The 21427-nt window shown below is 62.8% G+C and carries 24 protein-coding genes; 15 read left to right on the forward strand and 9 right to left on the reverse strand.

From position 1 onward, the window contains the following. Positions 1–88: 88 nt before the first annotated feature. The 14 genes from Q8X48_RS04130 to Q8X48_RS04195 are packed head-to-tail and all read left to right on the forward strand — an operon-like array spanning position 89 to position 14060. A complete protein-coding gene (locus Q8X48_RS04130; protein WP_126048819.1) occupies positions 89–823 on the forward strand; it encodes a glycosyltransferase family 2 protein in 735 nt (244 codons plus the stop codon). Then, a complete protein-coding gene (locus Q8X48_RS04135; protein WP_407799762.1) occupies positions 820–1761 on the forward strand; it encodes an LpxL/LpxP family acyltransferase in 942 nt (313 codons plus the stop codon). Before Q8X48_RS04130 ends, Q8X48_RS04135 begins: the two co-directional genes overlap by 4 nt. Then, on the forward strand, positions 1742–3286 hold the full coding sequence (locus Q8X48_RS04140) for an HAL/PAL/TAL family ammonia-lyase (protein WP_407799763.1): 1545 nt from the start codon (positions 1742–1744) through the stop codon (positions 3284–3286). The genes Q8X48_RS04135 and Q8X48_RS04140 overlap by 20 nt, the downstream gene beginning before the upstream one ends. After that, entirely contained in the window at positions 3279–3704 is a 426-nt protein-coding gene (locus Q8X48_RS04145) for an acyl-CoA thioesterase (protein ID WP_015093159.1), read from the forward strand. The genes Q8X48_RS04140 and Q8X48_RS04145 overlap by 8 nt, the downstream gene beginning before the upstream one ends. Beyond that, a complete protein-coding gene (locus tag Q8X48_RS04150) occupies positions 3701–4405 on the forward strand; it encodes an outer membrane lipoprotein carrier protein LolA (RefSeq protein ID WP_407799764.1) in 705 nt (234 codons plus the stop codon). Before Q8X48_RS04145 ends, Q8X48_RS04150 begins: the two co-directional genes overlap by 4 nt. Then, positions 4389–6728 carry an MMPL family transporter gene (locus tag Q8X48_RS04155; RefSeq protein ID WP_407799765.1) on the forward strand — a complete coding sequence of 780 codons (2340 nt, stop codon included), beginning with the start codon at positions 4389–4391 and terminating at the stop codon, positions 6726–6728. Before Q8X48_RS04150 ends, Q8X48_RS04155 begins: the two co-directional genes overlap by 17 nt. Next, the gene (locus Q8X48_RS04160) at positions 6728–7885 is read left to right on the forward strand and encodes a sodium:proton antiporter (RefSeq protein ID WP_407799766.1); all 1158 of its coding nucleotides are present in this window, start codon (positions 6728–6730) and stop codon (positions 7883–7885) included. Before Q8X48_RS04155 ends, Q8X48_RS04160 begins: the two co-directional genes overlap by 1 nt. After that, entirely contained in the window at positions 7872–9119 is a 1248-nt protein-coding gene (locus Q8X48_RS04165) for an NAD(P)/FAD-dependent oxidoreductase (protein WP_407799767.1), read from the forward strand. The genes Q8X48_RS04160 and Q8X48_RS04165 overlap by 14 nt, the downstream gene beginning before the upstream one ends. Then, on the forward strand, positions 9116–9841 hold the full coding sequence (locus Q8X48_RS04170; protein ID WP_407799768.1) for a class I SAM-dependent methyltransferase: 726 nt from the start codon (positions 9116–9118) through the stop codon (positions 9839–9841). Before Q8X48_RS04165 ends, Q8X48_RS04170 begins: the two co-directional genes overlap by 4 nt. Further along, on the forward strand, positions 9841–10458 hold the full coding sequence (locus Q8X48_RS04175) for a hypothetical protein (protein ID WP_407799769.1): 618 nt from the start codon (positions 9841–9843) through the stop codon (positions 10456–10458). Before Q8X48_RS04170 ends, Q8X48_RS04175 begins: the two co-directional genes overlap by 1 nt. Continuing rightward, positions 10455–11651, forward strand: a complete 1197-nt coding sequence (locus tag Q8X48_RS04180) for a beta-ketoacyl-[acyl-carrier-protein] synthase family protein (RefSeq protein ID WP_407799770.1) — start codon at positions 10455–10457, stop codon at positions 11649–11651. The genes Q8X48_RS04175 and Q8X48_RS04180 overlap by 4 nt, the downstream gene beginning before the upstream one ends. Next, positions 11648–12109: a hotdog family protein gene (locus Q8X48_RS04185; RefSeq protein ID WP_407799771.1), complete on the forward strand. Its 462-nt coding sequence runs from the start codon at positions 11648–11650 to the stop codon at positions 12107–12109. Before Q8X48_RS04180 ends, Q8X48_RS04185 begins: the two co-directional genes overlap by 4 nt. Next, positions 12106–12834 (forward strand): 3-oxoacyl-ACP reductase FabG, encoded by a 729-nt coding sequence (gene fabG, locus Q8X48_RS04190; RefSeq protein WP_407799772.1) that lies wholly within the window; start codon positions 12106–12108, stop codon positions 12832–12834. Before Q8X48_RS04185 ends, fabG begins: the two co-directional genes overlap by 4 nt. Continuing rightward, a complete protein-coding gene (locus tag Q8X48_RS04195; RefSeq protein ID WP_407799773.1) occupies positions 12834–14060 on the forward strand; it encodes a beta-ketoacyl-ACP synthase in 1227 nt (408 codons plus the stop codon). The genes fabG and Q8X48_RS04195 overlap by 1 nt, the downstream gene beginning before the upstream one ends. Before the next feature lie 139 nt (positions 14061–14199). On the opposite strand, the gene Q8X48_RS04200 is transcribed toward Q8X48_RS04195, so the two are convergent. After that, positions 14200–14415, reverse strand: coding sequence for a DUF6124 family protein (locus tag Q8X48_RS04200; RefSeq protein WP_015093148.1), 216 nt, complete (start codon positions 14413–14415; stop codon positions 14200–14202). Between the two features lie 500 nt (positions 14416–14915). Next, positions 14916–15818 (reverse strand): LysR family transcriptional regulator, encoded by a 903-nt coding sequence (locus Q8X48_RS04205; RefSeq protein ID WP_407799774.1) that lies wholly within the window; start codon positions 15816–15818, stop codon positions 14916–14918. A 118-nt stretch (positions 15819–15936) separates the two neighbouring features. Here Q8X48_RS04205 and Q8X48_RS04210 point away from each other — a divergent pair, with 118 nt between their 5' ends. Beyond that, positions 15937–17217: an MFS transporter gene (locus tag Q8X48_RS04210; RefSeq protein WP_407799775.1), complete on the forward strand. Its 1281-nt coding sequence runs from the start codon at positions 15937–15939 to the stop codon at positions 17215–17217. On the opposite strand, the gene gspM is transcribed toward Q8X48_RS04210, so the two are convergent. From gspM to gspG, 7 genes are read right to left on the reverse strand one after another with little or no spacing between them, the layout of a single operon-like run. After that, entirely contained in the window at positions 17210–17641 is a 432-nt protein-coding gene (gene gspM, locus Q8X48_RS04215) for a type II secretion system protein GspM (protein WP_407799776.1), read from the reverse strand. The genes Q8X48_RS04210 and gspM overlap by 8 nt on opposite strands. Continuing rightward, positions 17638–18744 (reverse strand): type II secretion system protein GspL, encoded by a 1107-nt coding sequence (gspL, locus tag Q8X48_RS04220; RefSeq protein WP_407799777.1) that lies wholly within the window; start codon positions 18742–18744, stop codon positions 17638–17640. Before gspL ends, gspM begins: the two co-directional genes overlap by 4 nt. Then, positions 18741–19592, reverse strand: coding sequence for a type II secretion system protein GspK (locus tag Q8X48_RS04225; protein ID WP_407799778.1), 852 nt, complete (start codon positions 19590–19592; stop codon positions 18741–18743). Before Q8X48_RS04225 ends, gspL begins: the two co-directional genes overlap by 4 nt. After that, positions 19589–20131, reverse strand: coding sequence for a type II secretion system protein GspJ (locus tag Q8X48_RS04230; RefSeq protein ID WP_407799779.1), 543 nt, complete (start codon positions 20129–20131; stop codon positions 19589–19591). The genes Q8X48_RS04225 and Q8X48_RS04230 overlap by 4 nt, the downstream gene beginning before the upstream one ends. Then, positions 20124–20507 carry a type II secretion system minor pseudopilin GspI gene (gene gspI, locus Q8X48_RS04235; RefSeq protein WP_407799780.1) on the reverse strand — a complete coding sequence of 128 codons (384 nt, stop codon included), beginning with the start codon at positions 20505–20507 and terminating at the stop codon, positions 20124–20126. Before gspI ends, Q8X48_RS04230 begins: the two co-directional genes overlap by 8 nt. After that, positions 20500–20967, reverse strand: coding sequence for a type II secretion system minor pseudopilin GspH (gene gspH / locus Q8X48_RS04240; protein ID WP_407799781.1), 468 nt, complete (start codon positions 20965–20967; stop codon positions 20500–20502). Before gspH ends, gspI begins: the two co-directional genes overlap by 8 nt. A 3-nt stretch (positions 20968–20970) precedes the next feature. Continuing rightward, positions 20971–21426: a type II secretion system major pseudopilin GspG gene (gspG, locus tag Q8X48_RS04245; RefSeq protein WP_407799782.1), complete on the reverse strand. Its 456-nt coding sequence runs from the start codon at positions 21424–21426 to the stop codon at positions 20971–20973. Position 21427: the final 1 nt, after the last annotated feature.

The raw sequence follows: 21427 nt of genomic DNA on the forward strand, positions 1-21427 counted from the left end.
CACACTGGATTTGTGAACGCCGTGGACCCCATGTGGGAGCGAGCCTGCTCGCGAAGCAGACACCTCGGTCTTTCAGGTGTACACCAACATGCATAGCCCCTGCGCGATTGTCCCGGTGTACAACCACGAAGGCGCCATCACCACAGTGGTCGATGCGCTGATCGCCAGCCATCTGCCGTGCATTCTGGTGGACGATGCCAGCAGCCCGCGCTGCGCCCGGGTACTGGACCGCCTGGCCCAACGTGAAATGGTTTACCTGATCCGCCTCGCCGAAAACCAGGGCAAGGGCGGCGCGGTCATGACCGGCTTGCGCGAAGCTTCACGCCTGGGCTTCAGCCATGCCTTGCAGGTGGATGCCGATGGCCAGCACGACCTGCAGGACGTCAAACGCTTCATCGAACAATCACGCCGCCACCCACGGGCGGTGATCTGCGGTTATCCGCAATATGACGCCAGCGTGCCGAAAGGCCGTTTGTATGCGCGCTACCTCACCCACGTCATGGTCTGGATCAACACCCTGTCGTTGCAGATTCGCGACTCCATGTGCGGTTTCCGGGTTTACCCGTTGCCACCGGTCCTGGCGTTGATCGAGTCGGCGAAAATCGGCAAGCGCATGGACTTCGACTCGGACATCCTGGTGCGCCTGGCCTGGCGCAATCAGCCGATGTTATGGCTGCAAACCAAAGTCCGTTACCCGCTGGACGGCGTTTCGCATTTTCGGATGTTCCACGACAACGTGCTGATTTCCAGCATGCACACGCGGCTGTTCTTCGGCATGTTGCTGCGCTCACCCATGATCCTCTGGCGACGGTGGCGGACATGAGTGCCGACAAACAACACTGGGCCGACCGCGAGGAGCGCGGCAGTTTCTGGCTGATGAAGCTCACCGCATTCGGCGCCAAAGTGCTGGGCCGTCGAGTACTGAGCCCGGTGTTGTACGGCATCGTCCTGTACTTCTTCCTGTTCGGTCGCAGTGCGCGACACAGTGCCTGGCAATACCAGCAACGCCTGGCCGACTGGAGCGGTCGCAACGAACTGCGCCCGAGCCATTGGCGAGTATTCGGCCAGTTCATGGCGTTCGCCGACTCCATGCTCGACAAACTCGACGTCTGGAACGGCAGGCTGAGCATCGAGCAAATCGAAATCATCGACCCGGCGCTGCTGCGCGACCAGTTGCGCGCTGCCCGCGGCCAGATGCTGGTGGGCGCACACCTGGGCAATCTGGAAGTCTGCCGCGCACTGGCGGAAATCGGCGAAAAGGTCACGATGAACGTGCTGGTGCACACCAAGCACGCCGAACAGTTCAACCGTTTGCTGGGCGAAGCCGGGGCGACCAACTTGCGGCTGATTCAGGTCAGCGAGCTCGACCCGGGGATCATGCTGCAATTGAGCGAGCGCCTGGAGCGTGGCGAGTGGCTGGCGATTGCCGGCGACCGCGTGCCGCTGCATGGCGGGCGCAGCGTGACCGTGGATTTTCTCGGCCATCCGGCCAGATTCCCTCAAGGCCCGTGGCTGTTGGCCGGTCTGCTGAAATGCCCGATCAATCTGCTGCTGTGCCTGAAAAAGCCCGACGGCGACTATCGACTGACCATAGAACCCTTCGCTGAGGCAATCACCTGGATACGCAGCGACCGCGAACAGGTCATTCATCAGTGGGCGTCCCGCTACGCCGAGCGCCTGAGTCACTATTGCCTCGAAGCGCCCCAACAATGGTTCAACTTTTACCCTTTCTGGAAGACCGATGACAACGCCAACGCTTGAGCCGGTAACCTTCGGCGAACGCCCTTTGCGCATTGAAGATGTGCTGGCTCTGGCCAACCGCAAGGTGCCGACGCAGTTGCAAAGCGATCCCGCCTACCGCGAACGCATCGCCAAGGGCGCGCGTTTTCTGGACTCGCTGCTGGACAAGGAAGGCGTGATCTACGGCGTGACCACCGGTTATGGCGACTCCTGCGTGGTCGCGGTGCCGCTGCATCACGTCGAAGCGCTGCCGCAGCATCTGTACACCTTCCACGGCTGCGGGCTGGGCAAACTGCTCGACGCCCAGGCCACCCGCGCGGTATTGGCGGCGCGTCTGCAGTCGCTGTGCCACGGTGTTTCCGGGGTGCGCGTGGAGCTGCTGGAACGCCTGCAGGCGTTCCTTGAGCACGACATCCTGCCGCTGATTCCGGAGGAAGGTTCGGTGGGCGCCAGCGGTGACCTGACACCGCTTTCGTACGTTGCCGCCACGCTGTCCGGCGAACGCGAAGTGATGTTCCGTGGCGAACGCTGGCAAGCTGCCGATGTGCACCGCGAACTCGGCTGGCAGCCGCTGGTGTTGCGTCCGAAAGAAGCCCTGGCACTGATGAACGGCACTGCCGTAATGACCGGCCTCGCCTGCCTGGCATTCGCCCGCGCCGATTACCTGCTGCAACTGGCCACGCGCATCACCGCGCTGAACGTGGTCGCCCTGCAGGGCAATCCGGAGCACTTCGACGAGCGCCTGTTCGCCGCCAAGCCACATCCGGGGCAGATGCAGGTCGCCGCGTGGCTGCGCAAGGATCTGGCCATCGACGCGCCGACCGCCCCCTTGCATCGCCTGCAAGACCGCTACTCCCTGCGCTGCGCGCCCCATGTGCTGGGGGTGCTGGCCGACAGCCTGAACTGGCTGCGTTCGTTCATCGAGGTTGAACTCAACAGTGCCAACGACAACCCGATCATCGACGCCGAAGCCGAGCGCGTGCTGCACGGCGGGCACTTCTACGGCGGGCACATCGCGTTCGCCATGGACAGCCTGAAAAACCTCGTGGCCAACGTCGCCGACCTGCTGGACCGGCAACTCGCGCTGCTGGTGGACGAGCGCTACAACCATGGCTTGCCGAGCAACCTGTCCGGCGCTACGGCTGACCGCGCCATGCTCAACCACGGCTTCAAGGCCGTGCAGATCGGCACCAGCGCCTGGACCGCCGAAGCGCTGAAAAACACCATGCCGGCCAGCGTCTTCTCGCGCTCCACCGAATGCCACAACCAGGACAAAGTGAGCATGGGCACCATCGCCGCCCGGGATGCGATCCGCGTATTGGAACTCACCGAACAAGTGGCAGCCGCCACGCTACTGGCGGCCAATCAGGGCGTCTGGCTGCGCGGCCAGGCCGAAGATGCGCGCCCACTGCCACCCGCACTGGCCGCCATGCACGAAGCCTTGGCCGGGGACTTCCCACCGGTCATCGAAGACCGCGCACTGGAAGGCGAGTTGCGCCTGTGCCTGCAGCGCATCGCCGAACAACACTGGAGGCTGCATGCGTAGCAAGGGACTTCTGCACACCGACACGGAAATCGTCGTGCCCTTCTTTGACGTCGACAGCATGCACGTGGTCTGGCACGGCCATTACGTCAAATACCTGGAAGTCGCCCGCTGCGCGCTGCTGGACCAGATCGGCCACAACTACACGGCGATGAACGAATCCGGCTACGCCTGGCCGGTGATCGACCTGCAATTGCGCTACGTGCGCGGCGCGGTGTTCGGCCAGAAACTCAACGTGCGCGCCAACCTGGTGGAGTGGGAGAACCGTTTGAAGATCAACTACCTGATCAGTGATCTGCAAACCGGTGAACGCCTGACCCGGGCCATGACGGTACAGGTTGCCGTCGACCTAGCCAGCCGCGAGATGCAACTGGCCTCGCCGAAGGTGTTCACCGATGCCGTTGAAAGGGCCCTGCCATGATGTTCTGCCACCCCCGCTCCCCTGTAGGAGCGAGCTTGCTCGCGATGGTCGTTAACGATGACACCGGGCACCTGACACCCCGCGGCTTTCTCAGGTTTTTCGCGAGCAAGCTCGCTCCTACAGTGTTCTGCGTGCTACTGGGTATTCCTGGACTGGCCCATGCCTTCGACCTGCAACAACTCAGCGAGCAACTGGCCAAACCCGAGGTGATCCACGGCAACTTCATCCAGGAGAAACACCTGCGCGCCCTGCCCCAGCCGCTGACCAGCAAGGGCTCGTTCGTGCTGGCAAAAAACCACGGCTTATTGTGGCTGCTCAAAACGCCACTGCAACAGGACTATCGCATCACCGCCAAAGGCATTGCCCGGCGTGACGGCATTGTTTGGCAAATGCTGCCGGGCAAAAGCGCCGGTGCCGAGCAGAACCGTTTGTTCCTAGCCGTGCTGCAAGGCGACAGCAGTGGCCTGCAACGGGATTTCGAGCTGTCCCTGAGCGGCGACGCGCAGAACTGGAAGCTCACGCTGGTGCCGCGCTCGATGCTGCTCAAGCAGGTGTTCAACCAGATCAACATTACCGGCGCCGCACTGGTGCAGAGCATCGAACTGCTCGAAACCCAGGGCGACAGTACGTTGTTGCGCATGCAGGACAGCACCAGCGCCCAACCGTTGAGCGACGCGGAGCAACATGACTTTGCCGAGTGAACGGTTACTGCCACGGCTGTTTCTGATCCTGCTGCTGGCCGTACTGGCGCTCGCGGGTTGGCAATGGCGTGACGGCGCGCCACTGTCGGCGAACCTGATGGAACTGGTGCCCGGCACGGCGCCCGACGCCCTGGAGCTGCGCGCCGAACAACGCATGCAAGAACCGCTGAACCGCGAAATGCTGGTGCTGGTGGGCCACACCGATCGCCAGCAAGCCGTCGCCATGGCGCAAACCCTCGGCGAGCAATGGCAGGCCAGCGGACTGTTCGAAAAAGTCCAGTGGACCCTGCAAGCCGACTTGCCGGCGCTGCGCACGCAATTGCTGCAAGGTCGCCTGGCGATGCTCTCGGCGGTGGACCGACAACTGCTGATCGAACACCCCGACACCTTTATCCAGCAACGCGTACAAGCCTTGTTCGATCCGTTCAACGGTTACAGCCTGGTGCCGAGCCAGGATGACTGGCTGGGCCTGACCGGGCGTATCCAGAACAGCCAGCCACAACGCGGTTCGGTGCAACTGGACATCGGCAGTGGCACCCTGGTCGCCGATACCGATGGCAAAAGCTGGGTGCTGCTGCGCGCGCGCACCACCGGCAACGCCTTCGACATGGACCTGCCGCTGCAAGTGGCCGACCTGCTCGAGCACAGCCGCGAACAAGCTGCGCAGCACGACGTGCAACTGCTTGCCGCCAGCGGCTTGCTGTACGCGGCCCACGGGCAACAGCAGGCCGCCCGGGAGATGACCTGGGTCGGTGGCGGTGCCACCGTCGGGATTCTGTTGCTGCTGCTGTTGGCCTTCCGGCGCTGGCGCGTGTTGCTGGCGTTCGTGCCGGTGCTGGTGGGCATGCTCTTCGGAGCCGTGGCCTGCGTGGCGTTGTTCGGCCATATGCATGTGATGACCCTGGTACTGGGTTCGAGCCTGATCGGTGTGGCGGTCGACTACCCGCTGCACTACCTGTCCAAAAGCTGGAGCCTGAAACCCTGGCACAGCTGGCCTGCCCTGCGCCTGACCCTGCCAGGGTTGACCCTGAGCCTGATCACCAGCGGTATCGGCTACCTGGCCCTGGCCTGGACACCCTTCCCGGCGTTGACCCAGATTGCCGTGTTCTCTGCCGCCGGTTTGCTCGGCGCCTATTTGTCCGCCGTTTGCCTGCTACCGGCATTGCTCAAGGGCGTAGAGCTGCGTCCGGCGCAGTGGCCATTGCGTGTTTGCGAGTTTTTGCTGGACTGTCGAGAGGCACTGCTCAAACAGCTGAAAACGCCAGTCCTGCTGGCGCTGCTGATCGCCTTTTGCGTGGGCGGGCTGTTGCAGCTGAGCAGCAAAAACGACATCCGCCAGTGGATCAGCGCACCGCAACAATTGACCGACGAAGCCCGGACCATTGCACAGATCACCGGCTATCAACCCACCAGCCAGTTTTTCCTGATACGCGCCGCCAATCAGCAGCAACTGCTTGAGCGCCAGACCGCCCTGAGCGAACGACTGGATCAATTGATTGGCCTGGAAAAGCTCCAGGGTTATCTGTCGCTCAATCAACTGGTCAGCCCGCCGAACCAACAGCAGCAGGTGCGCGAAGCGTTGAACAAACTGCCGGCGTTCTGGCAACCGTTGCTCGACATCGGTGTACCGGCCGAGGCGTTGCAAGCCGAGCTGACGAAGCTCCAGGCATTACCGGCCGTGGACATCGACGCAGCGCTCAGCGGCCCGCTGGCAGAACCCTACCGGCCCCTGTGGCTGGGGCCTACCGAAGACGGCGTGGCGGCGATGGTCAGCCTGCAAGGCATCAACAACCCGGCCCTGCTGCGGCTCCAGGGCGAGGACCTACCCGGCGTGACACTGGTGGATCGACTGGGTGAATTGAACACTGTCTTCGCCGCCACCCAAATCAGTGCCGCCGAACTGAAACTCGCCTCCTGCGTGCTGATCGTGCTGGTGCTGATCCTGCCGTTCGGTCTCGGCGGTGCGTTGCGCATCGTCTCCCTGCCGCTGCTGGCGGCGTTGTGCAGCCTGGCCAGCCTCGGTTGGCTGGGGCAGCCGTTGACCCTGTTCAGCCTGTTCGGCCTGCTGCTGGTGACGGCGATCAGCGTCGATTACGCGATCCTGATGCGCGAACAGGTCGGCGGTGCGGCCGTGAGCCTGCTGGGCACCCTGCTGGCGGCTTTGACCACCTGGTTGTCGTTCGGTCTGCTGGCGGTGTCGAGCACCCCGGCGGTGAGCAACTTCGGATTATCGGTGAGCCTCGGCCTGGTCTTCAGCTTCCTGCTGGCACCCTGGGCCGGTCGACAGGTGCATGAGTCCACGGCCGCGGAGCGTGCAGCGTGATGATCGTTGTGTTTTGGGCGATGGCCCTCGCGTTGTTCGCACTGGCGACCCTTGTCGGCCGGCATTTTGGCCTGATTCCCATCGTCAGCCAGTTGTTGCTGGCAACCCTCGGTTTGCCGCTGCTGATGTATTTCTGGATCGAGCCGCAATGGCAATTGAGCGGTGCGCAGCTGGTGTCGCCGGGCTGGCTGAAGCACCTCTACAGCCTGAGCTTTGCCCTGTTGCTGGGCTACATCCTCAGCGATGTGATCGACCTGCAACTGGATCGCCAGAGCCTGAAAATCGCCCTGCCGAGCTTTTGCATTCCGTTTGCCTGTGGCCTGACCACGGCCGTCTGGCTGTTGCCGGCGCAACCCTGGATCAGCTCGCTGGCCGTCGGCCTGTTGTTCGCCATCACCGCGATTCCGGTGCTGTACCTGTACCTGCGGCACATCGATTACCCGCCCGGCGCCACCCGGCGCCTGGTGCAAACCGCAATCCTCATCGACCTCGCCTGCTGGACCCTGTTTGGCATCGCCCAAGGCAGCCTGCACCTGAGCAGCCTGTTGCTGCCACTGGCCGGTGCCTGCCTGCCGGTGCTGCTGCGGCTGCTTGGCTTGCGCCAGACCTGGCTTTACAGCCTGGGTTTTTTCGCCCTGCTGGTCGTCGCCGAGCACTACAAGCTCAATGCGCTGATTTTCGGCATCGGCTATGTGTTGATCATGGCCGCGTTGAAAGCGCCGCTGGTGCTGCCGTTGCCGGCCATCTGGATGAGCCGTTTGCAGACGTACATCGCCATCCCGCTGATCCTCACGTTCGGCATCGTGCAGATCAACGTGCACAGCGCGATGGACAGCCTCGGCTGGGTGCAACTGGTGGCCCTGCTGCTGTTGCCGATGCTGAGCAAACTGCTGGGCAACTGGCTCGGCCTCGGCTGGGCCGGGGCTTCGTTCAAGGGCGCCAGCCGCTGGCGGGAAAGTGTGCTGCTGAACATCCGCGGCTTGAGCGAGATCGTCTTTCTCAACCTGTTGCTGCAACAGCAACTCATCAGCCCGCCGCTTTACTTTGCGCTGATGCTGATGGGCCTGATCGCTACACTGCTGCCAGCCCTGACCGGTATGCACCGAATCCCCCTGAAAGCCGCTGTCCCGGCAAGGAGCCCTCATGCCAACCGTTGAAATGGAATGCCGCCAGGTCGTGGTCATCGGTGCCGGTCCTTCGGGTGCCATCGCCGCCGCGTTGCTCAAGCGCAAGGGACACGATGTGCTGGTGATCGAGCGTCAGCATTTTCCACGTTTTTCCATCGGTGAAAGCCTGTTGGCCCATTGCCTGGATTTCGTCGAAGAAGCGGGCATGCTCGACGCCGTCAACGCGGCCGGCTTCCAGGTGAAAACCGGCGCTGCCTTTGCGTGGGGTGAGCGTTACAGCGCGTTCGATTTCAGCGAGACGTTCAGCCACGGCAAATCAACGACATTTCAGGTCCAGCGCGCCGATTTCGACAAGCTGCTGGCCGATCAGGCCACGCTGCAAGGCGTGGAGATCCGCTATGGCGAAACCATCGTCAGCGTCGACATCGACCCGGAAAAACCGCAGCTCGGCGTGCGCCGCGAAGACGGCAGCGAGTACCGCATCGAGGCCGGCTTCCTGCTCGATGCCAGTGGTTACGGCCGCGTGCTGCCGCGCTTGCTCGACCTCGAGGCGCCATCGAACTTCCCGGTGCGCCAGGCCGTGTTCACCCACGTCGAAGACCGTATCGACCACCCGGCCTTCGACCGCAGCAAGATCCTCGTGACCACTCATCCGACCCAACGCGACGTTTGGTTCTGGACCATCCCGTTCAGCAACGGGCGCTGCTCGGTCGGCGTGGTCGCCGCCGAGGAACGTTTCGCCGGCCGCAGCGACAATCTGGACGAGTGCCTGCACGGCTTTATCGGCGAGACGCCAAGCCTGGCCAGTGTGTTGACTAACGCGCGCTGGGATACCGCGGCCCGAACCATCGGCGGTTACTCGGCCAACGTCAAAACCCTGCACGGTCCGGGCTTTGCGCTGCTGGGCAATGCCGCGGAATTCCTCGACCCGGTGTTTTCCTCCGGGGTGACCATCGCCATGCGTTCGGCGAGCATGGCGGCCGGGGTGTTGCACCGCCAGTTGCAGGGCGAAGCCGTCGACTGGCAAACCGAGTTCGCCGAGCCGCTCAAGCGCGGCGTCGACACCTTCCGTTGCTACGTCGAAGGCTGGTACGCCGGAACCTTCCAGGATGTGATTTTCCATGAGAGCAGCTCGCCGGAAATTCGCGGAATGATCAGCTCCATCCTTGCAGGCTATGCCTGGGACCCACTCAACCCGTTCGTCAGCGAAGCCCGGCGTCGGTTGAAGGTGATTTCGGAGTTCTGTGCAAGGGATGCGTCATGAACTACTTGAGCGACCACTACGTCGAAGAAACCCGTTTCGGTTTGTGGTTCCTGCGCAGCCGGATCTGGCAACACTATGTGCTGCGGCTGGCGGTCAACGATTTGCGCGGCCTGTTCAGTGAGGCGCCGCCTGCCGACCCGGTACTGCTGGATGCCGGCTGTGGTCAGGGCAAGTCATTCGCGCTGCTGCGCCAGGCCTTTGCGCCCGCTCGCCTGATCGGCATCGATGCCGACCCGCAGAGCCTCACCCAGAGCGCCGAGGAAGCGTCCCGCCAGGGCATGGACGTGGAGCTGATCGGCAGCGACTGCGCGAGCCTCAAGCTGGCGGACGCCAGTATCGACCTGCTGTTCTGTCACCAGACGTTCCATCACCTGGTGCAGCAGGAACAGGCCCTGGCCGAGTTTTACCGCGTGCTCAAGCCGGGCGGTTATCTGCTGTTCGCCGAGTCCACCGAGGCCTACATTGATACCTGGGTGATTCGCTGGTTGTTCCGTCACCCCATGCACGTGCAGAAAAGCGCGGCGCAGTATCTGCACATGATCCGACAACAGGGTTTCGAATTTACCGCGCAAAACGTGTCTTATCCGTACCTGTGGTGGAGTCGCGCCAAGGATTTCGGCCTGCTCGAATACTTGGGTGTGTGCAAGCCAAAACCCTTTGGCCAACGGGAAGAAACCCTGGTCAATGTGGTGGCGCGCAAACCTTTTGAAGGAACTGTGTGATGTCGATTACCCGTCGCCTGGAATACCCAACCTGTGGGAGCGAGCTTGCTCGCGATAGCGGTGGGTCAGCCAATATCAATGCTGAATGTATCGCCGCCATCGCGAGCAAGCTCGCTTCCACAGGGGTAGTCGGTGTGTTGCGATTTCTGCTACTTGCCGCGGCCCTGCTGCTAAGCGCCTGCACCAGCCGGGCGCCATTGCCCGAGCAAAATCCGGATCTGCCGTTGCCGCTGCAATTGCATATCCAGCTATTGAAGCCCGACGACCGCCTGGACTGGGTAGTGGTGATCCAGCGCGAAGAAGCAGGCATTCGCTGGTCGATGATGGACCTGTTGGGCATTCCCCAGGCCCGCCAGCTATTGAACGATAAAACCTGGCACGCCGACGGCCTGTTGCCACCCAACCCGCAAGCCCGGGAACTGTTCGCGGCGCTGCTGTTTGCGCTGACGCCGAATGATGAACTGGCGGCCAACTATCCCGGCGCCTGGCAGCACGGCAGACAACGGTCCCTGCCCGAGCGCTGGGACATCCGCTACGCACAACCGCAGAATTTTGAATTGATGATTACGAAAGGTGCGACCTATCAAGTCACGCCCCTGAGCGGTGAAACACCATGACGGCTTACCTCAATGCCCTCGGACTGGTCTGCGCGCTGGGCCGCGACAAGCAGGAGGTTGCCCGCCACCTGTTTGCCGGCGACTGCGGCGGCATGCGCGAACAAGCCGGGTGGGTGCCGCAACGCTCGCTGCCGGTCGGCGCGGTCCAGGGCAACCTGGCAACCCTTCCAGCCGACATGTCGCGCCATCACAGTCGCAACAATCAGCTGTTGCTGGAAGCCACGCTGCAAATCCGCCCGGACATCGACAGCGCCATCCAGACTTACGGCCGCGATCGCATCGGTGTCGTGCTCGGCACCAGCACTTCGGGAATCGATGAGGCCAGCCAGGGCCTGGCCCATTACCTGCGCGAAAACCAGTTCCCGCCCGAGTACGACTACCAGCAACAGGAACTCGGTGCGCCGGCAAACTTCCTCGCCGAATGGCTGCAATTGAGCGGGCCGGCCTATGTCATTTCCACGGCGTGCACCTCCAGTGCCCGGGCCCTGATGAGTGCCCAGCGCCTGTTGGACCTGGGCATCTGCGACGCGGTGCTGTGTGGCGGTGTCGATACCCTGTGCAAGCTGACCCTCAACGGTTTCTCGGCGCTGGAAGCGGTCTCGGATCAACGTTGCAATCCGTTCTCGCTGAACCGCAATGGCATCAACATTGGCGAAGCGGCGGTGCTGTTCCTGATGACCAGACACGCAGGCGACAGCCAACCGATTGCCTTGCTCGGCAGCGGCGCCAGCTCCGATGCACATCACATTTCCGCCCCTGAGCCGACGGGTCGAGGCGCCCTGCAAGCCATGCGCAAAGCCTTGGGCCGCGCCAACCTGCAAGCGGAGCAGATCGCTTATCTGAACCTGCACGGTACCGCCACCCAGCACAACGACGCCATGGAAAGCCTGGCCGTGTCGACGCTGTTCCCGGCCGGCGTGCCCTGTTCGTCGAGTAAACCCATGACCGGCCACACCCTCGGTGCAGCCGGGGCGCTGGAAGCGGCATTCTGCTGGTTGAGCCTGAGCGCCGACAATCGCGAGCATGCCCTGCCGCCGCACGTCTGGGACGGGCAGCCCGACCCAGAACTGCCGCCGCTGCAATGGGTGACCCCGGCCACTCGCCTGACGTCCATTGCACCCCGTTACCTGATGAGCAATTCCTTTGCCTTCGGTGGCAATAACGTCAGCCTGATTATCGGAGACGCCCCATGATTGACTGGCCGCTCGCCGAACTGCTGCCCCACGCTGGCGACATGATCCTGATCGATCAGGTCCTGGCGTTCGATGAAGAGCAGATTCACACCCGCCTGACCGTCAAGCCCGATGGCCTGTTCAACTTCCCCGACGGCAGCCTGCCGGCCTGGGTCGGAATCGAACTGATGGCCCAAAGTGTTGCCGCTTTTGCCGGTTGCCATGCGCGTCAGCGCGGCGATGCGGTGGAGTTGGGCTTCCTGCTCGGCAGCCGCAAATTCGAATGCAACGTTGAAAGCTTCCCGGCGGGCACCGAGTTGACCCTCCACGGGATTCGCTCCCTGGAGGACGACAACGGCATGGGCGTGTTCGAGTGCCACATCAACGGCCACGGGATCCATGCCACTGCCCGCCTGAACGTGTTCCGCCCACCCCAGGCCGCTCAATATCTTCATGAACCCGAAGGAGTCCAGTCATGACTGAATCCGTACTGGTCACCGGTTCCAGCCGTGGCATCGGCCGCGCCATCGCCTTGCGCCTGGCCCGGGCCGGGCACGACATCGTGCTGCATTGCCGTAGCGGCCTGGCCGACGCCGAAGCCGTCAAGGCCGAAGTCGAGGCCTTGGGCCGCCGTGCGCGCATCCTGCAGTTCGACGTGGCCGACCGCGCCCGCTGCAAGGAAGTTCTCGAAGCCGACGTGGAAACCCACGGCGCCTATTACGGCGTGGTGCTCAATGCCGGCCTGACCCGCGACGGTGCCTTTCCGGCCCTGAGCGAGGACGATTGGGATGTGGTGATGCGCACCAATCTCGATGGTTTCTACAACGTGCTGCACCCGGTAATAATGCCGATGATACGGCGTCGCGCCGCCGGGCGGATTGTCTGCATCACCTCGGTGTCCGGGCTGATCGGCAACCGTGGCCAGGTCAACTACAGTGCCTCCAAGGCCGGGCTGATCGGTGCGGCCAAGGCATTGGCGATCGAGCTGGGCAAGCGCAAAATCACCGTTAACTGTGTCGCACCCGGCCTGATCGACACAGCCATGCTCGATGAAAACGTGCCGGTGGAAGAACTGATGAAAATGATCCCCGCACAACGCATGGGCACCCCTGAAGAGGTGGCCGGCGCGGTGAATTTCCTGATGTCGGCGGAAGCCTCGTACATCACCCGGCAGGTTCTGGCCGTCAACGGAGGCCTGTGCTGATGAAGCGCGTCGTCGTCACCGGCATGGCCGGCATCACCTCACTGGGCAGCGACTGGGACACCATCGCCGGCAACTTCGCGGCCAACCGCAGCGGCATCCGCCGGATGGACGAGTGGGATCGTTTTACCGAACTCAACACACGCCTGGCAGCCCCCATCGATGACTTCAAAGTGCCAAGCCACTGGACCCGCAAGCAACTGCGCAGCATGGGCCGGGTCTCACGGCTGGCTGTGGGCGCGGCGGAAATGGCGCTGGCCGATGCCGGCCTGTTGGGCGACGAATCGATCAAGGACGGGCGCATGGGCGTCGCCTGCGGTTCCTCGACCGGCAGCACCGACGAGATCAAGGCGTTCGGCAACATGCTGCTCAACTCGGTGGCCGAAGGCCTGAACGCCAATTCCTACGTGCGGATGATGCCGCACACCACAGCGGCGAACATCAGCATCTTCTTCGGTCTCACTGGCCGCCTGATTCCCACCTCCAGCGCCTGCACCAGCGGCAGCCAGGGCATCGGCTATGCCTACGAGGCGATCAAGTTCGGCCGCCTGCCGCTGATGCTCGCCGGCGGTGCCGAGGAACTGTGCCCGACCGAAGCCATGGTCTTCGATGCGCTCTACGCCACCAGCCTGAAAAACGACACCCCACAACGCAGCCCGCGCCCTTACGACACCGCACGCGATGGCCTGGTGATCGGTGAGGGTGGCGGCATGCTGGTGCTCGAAGAACTGGAACACGCCCTGGCCCGTGGCGCCCGCATCCACGCCGAGATCGTCGGGTTCGGCAGTAATGCCGACGGCCAGCACACCACCCGTCCGGAGCAAGTCACCATGCGCAGGGCCATGGAACTGGCCCTGGAAGACGCCGGGCTGACACCTTCGGACATCGGCTACGTCAACGGCCACGGCACCGCCACCGAACAGGGCGACATCGCCGAAACCCTGGCCACCAGCAGCCTGTTCGGCGAACACATGCCGATCAGCTCGCAGAAGAGCTTCCTCGGCCACACCCTCGGCGCCTGCGGTGCACTGGAATCCTGGTTCAGCATCGAAATGATGAACCGCGACCTCTACGCCCACACCTTCAACCTCGACGAAGTCGACCCGCATTGCGGCAAGCTCGACTACCTGCGCGGCGAGTTTCGGCAGATGAGTAACCGGTACGTAATGAACAATAATTTTGCGTTTGGCGGGGTGAATACTTCGCTGATTTTCAAGCGCTGGCCGTAACCTAGAATATTTTCCCTGTGGGAGCGAGCTTGCTCGCGATGGACGTCAACGATAACGCGCGGTGCCTGAATGACCGCGTTGTCTGGACGTTGTTCGCGAGCAGGCTCGCTCCCACAAGGGTTCTCGCCTCCCCGGACGATCACGGTGGGTCGAGGTTATCCAGTACCCGATTCACCGCCATTTCCCCCAGCATGATCGACTGCTGGATGCCCAGCAGGGTGTGGCCCTGCGATCCCTTCAAGTCTCTGGCGAAGTCACTCGCCATGACGCTTGCCGAAGCCAGCGACACGCAGGCGTATTCCAGCAGGGTGCGGTTGTCGATGTCGGGGGCGATAAGGAAGATTGTACTGGTCATGATTCAGCGTCCTGAAAATGGGCGGCCACGCCGAATCGTTGCTGATCATAAGGGTGGCAGCTGTACGCAGGTTAGCAGACCGGGTTACGTGAACCGGCGCGCCCGAAGGCGCCCTGCGCACAGCGGCCGTCAAGGGCAGGTATGGACATACCTGCCTTTCAGGAGCGCTAATACGCTTCATGTAACTACGGGCTGCTAAACCCGATCACTGACAATCAGTGACCCGGATCAAGCTACCGATGGCCCTCAAAGCGCACAAGCCGGCGGATTCTGGAGTAGTTGTAGGCAGCGTCGCAAGGCGCTGTAGCCTGTCCGAGGGATTTCGGAAATGTCCCACGGCCGGTGGTGAAGCTTCCTGCTGGATTGGGATACTGTTGGTGTTTTTGCGGACGCCTTCGCGGGCAAGCCCGCTCCCACAGGGTTTCCCGGCGCTACCAAGATTGTGTTCACAACGCTGCCCCCTGTGGGAGCGAGCTTGCTCGCGATTGACGGCGCAGCCGTCACGGCTTCAGTGGCTCAACCTTCCTCGTCAGCAGCTCAACAAACGCCTTGGCCATCGCCGACTTCTGATCCTTGCGCTGCACCAGCCAAACCGCCGAAACCGCCGCCGGATCCAGCAACGGGCGATAAACCACACCATCAATACGCATCCGCTGATAAGACGCCGGCAACACCGACACACCGAGCCCCGCCGCCACCAACCCGATGATGGTCATCGCCTCGCCGGCCTCCTGGGCGAAGTGCGGACTGAATCCGGCGTCCCGGGCCAGGCTGAGCAGCTGCGCATACAGGCCACTGCCGTAGCTGCGTGGAAAGAACACGAAAGGCTCAAGCGCCAGGGCTGACAGAAACAGGCCCTCTTCTCTTCCCTCTACCAACGGGTGCTTGGAGCTGAGCACCGCGACCAGCGGCTCACGCATCAGCTCGACCACGCTGAGGCAGTCCGGCAGCCCGAGCGGGCGCATGATGCCGACCTCAATCGACTCATCCACCAGCGCATCGGCCACCTGGGTGCTGCTCATTTCCCGCAGGTTCAGGTGCACCGCCGGGAAGCGCTGGCGAAAAGAGAAAATCGCCTGGGGAATGGTCGAGTTGAACGGGGCCGACGAGGTGAAGCCAATCTTCAATTCACCCAACTCACCCAGTTGCGCCCGTCGCGCGACATCCGCCGCTTTGTCGACCTGCGCCAGCACCAGCCGCGCCTCTTCCAGGAACAGCCGACCGGCCTCGCTCAGCTCGACCCGACGATTGGTACGCTCAAACAGCCGCGCGCCGACTTCCTGTTCCAGTGCCTGGATTTGCTGGCTCAGCGGCGGCTGGGAGATGCCCAGCACCTGTGCGGCGCGGCCGAAGTGCAGTTCTTCGGCGACGGCGATGAAGTAGCGCAGATGACGCAATTCCATGAAAACCCCATTAGGTCGTAAAAGCTATCAAACAGGTCGAACAATATATTGGATTGAATCATTAGCCAGCTATATGCTTTTTTCATTGCCTGACCGGCTGCGTCCTCCGAGGTCCCCCGTGAAAACTGCTGTCGCCCCACTCGCCCATGAAGTTCCTCCCGCCGCAAAGGACGCTATCGCCTTTGAGCGGGCAGAGATCTACATCGAAAAAGGCACGCCGGCGTTCATGCGCACGGTGCTGGCACTGTTCTGCGGCGGCTTCGCGACCTTCGCCCTGCTGTACTGCGTGCAACCGATGATGCCGCTGCTGTCCCACGAATATTCCATCAACGCGGCGCAAAGCAGCCTGATCCTCTCTGTCGCCACCGGCATGCTCGCTTTCGGCTTGCTGATCACGGGGCCGATCTCCGACCGCGTCGGGCGCAAACCGGTGATGGTCGCCGCGCTGTTCGCCGCCGCCCTGTGCACCCTTGCCAGTGCGATGCTGCCGAGCTGGCACGCGGTGCTGGCGATGCGGGCGTTGGTGGGCCTGTCATTGAGCGGGCTGGCGGCGGTCGCCATGACCTACCTGAGCGAAGAGATCCATCCGCAGCACATCGGCCTGGCGATGGGGCTGTACATCGGCGGCAACGCGATTGGCGGGATGAGCGGGCGCTTGATCACCGGGGTACTGATCGACTTCGTCAGTTGGCACACGGCAATGCTGGTGATCGGCGGCCTGGCCCTGATTGCGGCGGCGGTGTTCTGGAAAATCCTCCCCGAATCGCGCAACTTCCGTTCCCGCTCGCTGCACCCGCGCAGCCTGCTCGACGGCTTCACCATGCACTTTCGCGACGCCGGCTTGCCGCTGCTGTTCCTCGAGGCCTTCGTGCTGATGGGGGCGTTCGTCACGCTGTTCAACTACATCGGCTATCGCCTGCTGGCCGAGCCGTATCACATGGAACAGGCATTCGTCGGGATGCTCTCGGTGGTGTACCTGTCGGGTATCTACAGCTCGGCGAAAATCGGTGCCCTGGCCGACAAGCTCGGTCGACGCAAGATGCTCTGGAGCACCATTGCACTGATGATCGCCGGCCTGGCCCTGACGATGTTCACACCGCTGTCGCTGGTGATCATCGGCATGCTGGTGTTCACCTTCGGCTTCTTCGGTGCCCATTCGGTGGCCAGCAGCTGGATCGGCCGCCGCGCCACCAAGGCCAAGGGCCAGGCGTCGTCGCTCTACCTGTTCAGCTACTACGCCGGGTCGAGCATTGCCGGTACGGCGGGTGGCGTGTTCTGGCATCTGGGTGGCTGGAACGGGATCGGGCTGTTCATCGGCACGCTGCTGGTGATTGCGCTACTGATCGCGCTAAAGCTGGCGAAGCTGCCGCTGTTGCCACAACACACCTCGGCTACCTGAGTACCAGCTGCGCCTCCAAAACATCGTCACGTTTTTCCAGGGTCAGCGACTGCAACGCGACACCGTTGCGCTCCATAACGTCGAGCCACTGTATCAACGGCTGCGCGTTGCCATTGAGGGTCAGGCGCAGCAGGTCGCTGTCGCTGTCCATCTGACGGATTTCCAGCCCCGCTGCCGCTGCGCTTTCACTGATGCGCAGCGACAGGGGCTGACCGGAGTCCGCGGGGACATGGTTGCGCGGTGACGCCCGCTGCATTTGCGCGGCCAGCTCCGCCTGCCGTTGATACTGTCGCTCGACTGTTTCCAGGCGCTGCCGGTTCGGTTGCCAGATCAGACTGAAAGCCACAACCGCCAACAAAAAAGCCCCCAATACCTGCAACAGCCGTTGTTCGCGCACAGAAATGCGCCGCCATGCCTGGATCATGCTTCGTCCTCCACGCTGAGGGTGGCGTGCACCCGCTCTGCAGCTTTGTTCGCACTATCGAGCCGGATGGGTATGCCTTGTTGGCGTCCGCGCTCACGCAATTGTTCCAGTTCGGCAAAGCCACTGGCGGTCAGCTGGATTTTCCAGCCTTCACCGGCCCTGAATTCGATGCGCCGGACCTCGACCGGGCTGGCGCCGATTACCTGCTCAATCAATCGGACCAGCCCCGCAATGCGGGTGTTTTGCGATTCGACAGGCTGGCTTTGCAGGGCCTTGAGTTGCGCTGCCATGTCGACGATGCGGCCTTGCTCCGGGTAAAGCGCCTTGAATCGCAGCTCATTTTGGCTGGCGAGGCGGCGGGCTTCGCTGTCGATGAAGCGAATCCGCGTCTCGCTGGCCCCCCAGGTCAACAGCGCCAGTATCAACATCACCCATCCACCGGTACGCCAGGGCAGACGTTTGCCGCGCAGGGCGAATGCGCCTTGCAGCAGGTTGATGGCCCGGATCGGGCGATGGGTCAGGCATTGGTCGATGACAGCGGGGTCCTCACGTTCGTCCAGCCATTGCATGTCTTGGGGGAACAAAGGGGTGAGCAGCGCCAGGTGGTCTTGCGACAACGCCATGCGTGCCGAAAGGCTTCCACCCAACAGCCAACGACCGAACCACCACGCACCGCACGGTTGAGCGCCGGACAACAGATCGGCATCAACGAACACCCCACGCACCGCGATACCCGTCTCGCGCAGCAGGGCGAGCACGGCGGCCAACCGTTCCCGGCCGATGACCATGGCCGGGTAGCAGCCGTCGCGATCACGAGCGCCAACACCCAGATGCACAACGTCCAGCGCCTCGCTCAGTTGATCTTCCACGGCGAAGGCGATGGCCTGGGCCTCGGGTTGACGCCGCGCCGGCCATGGCTCGCTGCGTACCCAACTGCACATTTCCATGGGCAACAGCACATCGACCGACTTCCCCTGCAATGCCGAGGTCGCCTGACTCAGTGGCATCGGCTCGCGTTGGCCGGTGGGGGACCACAGTATGCAAGGCCAGAGTGCGGATGGCGCATCCCGGCCCTCGGCGGTCAGGTAAAGCCAAGTGTTCATCGCGGTCTCTCGTGGCTACTGGTAGGAAGAAAACGTCGTTGCAGTACCGTCAGTTGTTGAGTCTTGGGGTCGTACCCGACATCCGTGGCCAGATGCAATTGGCGCCCGTCCCGGATCACCTGCACGCCGATCCGATACCAGCGGCTATGGGTGCCAAGGCCGTGATTGCTCAAGCCCTGCCCGGAGAGCAACGGGTCCTGCGTAAACGCCTGAACACTCGCCCAGGGCGTTGTTGCGGCCTGAAGCGCCAGCGCATCGGCGGTCGCGGCGTCCACCTCGCCGAGGGTTCTCAACAACAGCGCCGGTGCGGTGTTGATGTTCAAGGCGACGTCGGTGGGCAGCAGTGCCACCCAGGGCTCCAGTCGTTGCAGCAGGCGAGCGTCAATGCCGGGAAGCAAGCGCAGCTGGCTCAGTTCCCGCAGTGGCCCGACCTGGCTCAGTTGCACAGGAGGAAGCTCGAGCAGCTCAAGCAGGCGCGCCCAACGGTTGAGGGTGACCTGATCCACCTGGCCCTGGCGTAACAAAGCGTTGAGATTGAAACGCCCGGCGAGGTCATCGATATCGATGCGGATCTGCGCATCCTCAACCTCGAAACCCGGTGCCATGGCCGTCCAGCCCTGAATCCGCTCGACGGTTTTTTCCGTGTCCTGTAGCGCATCGCGCAACAGCAGCAACGCCCAGCTTTCCCCGCCCGATGCGAGTTGGCGCAGGTGTATCTGCTGCAACTGTTGCCCGCTGCTTTGCAGCGACAGGTGATGGCTGCGCAACAAGCCACCGGTAATCAGCAGCGCCAGGCTCAGGACCAGCAAAACACTGATCAACGCCATGCCGCGTTGATGCCCGTTCATGGCAATGCACCCGGCATCGGCAACACCCGACGAATCGATTCGAAGCGACCAACCGAGACCTGCACCTCCAGCGCCAGGGGCGCCTTCGCGTCTTGCCCGGACGCCCCATGAGCGACCCAGCCGGACTGGCTGTCGAACAGACGCCAGCTCAACTCGCGAACGTCCTCCAGCAGTTTTTGCCGCTGCACGAGCTCTGTGCCTTCGCCCTGGCTTTCGCGCCACAGCACGTCGCCATCGAGTCGATAGGTCAGCACCTGAAGCTCACTGCGCGGCTGGTCCAGAGGGTTGCGCCAGTGACTGCGCTGGAACTGCAAAAGCGGTTGTGCAAGCACCATCGGCTGCGCAGTGACATGCAGCAGATCCCGCTCGATCACCGCCACCGCGCGCTGCAGGCTCCTGAGTTCTCGCTCGTGGGTCGTCACGCCCCGTTGCACCCGCACCACGCTATCGAACAAGCCCCAACTGGCCAGCCCCAACACGGCGAAGATCGCCAGGGCGATGACCAGTTCCAGCAGGGTGAACCCGCGCTGCTTACTCATGAACCGCGAGTATCCAGCCGCGGGCACGATGCAAGGCGTGCGTACTGTTTGCGGGGCTGACTTGAATGTCGACCTGGAGCAAATTTGGATCACCGGTGGCGCTGATGTGTTGATGCAACACCCAGTCGCGCTGATCCATGGAAACCACCTGTTGTTGCTGCCCGGTCGCCAAGCCGGGTTGCAGGCGCAATTCGTTCAACCGGTTGTCCGCCAGCCACGCCGCAAACAGTCGCGCCTCAACGGCGCCACGCTGTTTGATCACGTATTGACTGGCCGAAAGCACGGCAGCCGCCAGTGTCGCGAAGACCGCCATGGCCACCATGATTTCCAGCAGCGTGAAACCGCCCATGGCGGATCGGGTTCGCGGGCTAGCCATCGATCTCCACCTCGCCAAGGCCATCGCCGGACAGACTCAGCCAGGTCCGGTTGCTGGACTCGAAGGTCAGCGTGAAGGCGCTGGTTTCATCGCTACTGAATATCAGCAACTGCGGGGGGCCCTCGTCAGCCCCCAGGACTATCGAATAACCGTCCTCCGTCAAGCGTGGCCGCACGCTAAGGGGCCAGCGAGAAAGCGCCGCCACCGGCTCCCACCCGCGAACACCCCGGCGCATCACCCGGTAGCCATCGCTACTCAGCCTCAGGCCATACTCCTGGCCCTCGAACACCGCACGCTCACGCAACTGGTGAATCACCTGCACCATCGCCTCGGCTTCCTGCCTGACCTCGCGAGCGGGACTGCCCCCACCGACAAAGCTCACCATGCCCAGCAAAACGCCGACCACGACAATCACGATCATCAATTCCAGCAAGGTAAACCCTCGGCAGCGATAGCCCACGGATCAATTGCTCCAATTGCCGATTTCCGCTGCAAAACCTTCACCGCCGGCTACGCCATCGGCACCCAGGGAGTACAGGTCGTACGTGCCATCCGTCGATCTCACACCCGGATTGAGGTACTGATAAGGCGTGTTCCACGGGTCGACCGGCATGCTCTTGAGGTAACCCTGAGGGTTCCAGCCACGCGCAGCGGGCAGTCCGGAGGGACGTTTGACCAACGCTTCCAGGCCTTGCTGGGTCGAGGGGTAATGGGCGTTGTCGAGGCGATACATTTCCAGGGCGGTGGCGATGGCCTGGATATCGATTCTGGCGGCGGTGACCTTGGCCTGATCGGGGCGGCTCATGAACTGCGGCACCACAATGGCCCCCAGCACCCCGATGATGACCACCACCACCATGATTTCGATCAGGGTAAAACCGCGTTGCACGCGGGAAAGGCTTTTGCGGGCAGGTTGCATG

Origin of the sequence: Pseudomonas sp. QLc11A, from assembly GCF_052112305.1 — a bacterium.
Classification (GTDB): domain Bacteria; phylum Pseudomonadota; class Gammaproteobacteria; order Pseudomonadales; family Pseudomonadaceae; genus Aquipseudomonas; species Aquipseudomonas laurylsulfatiphila.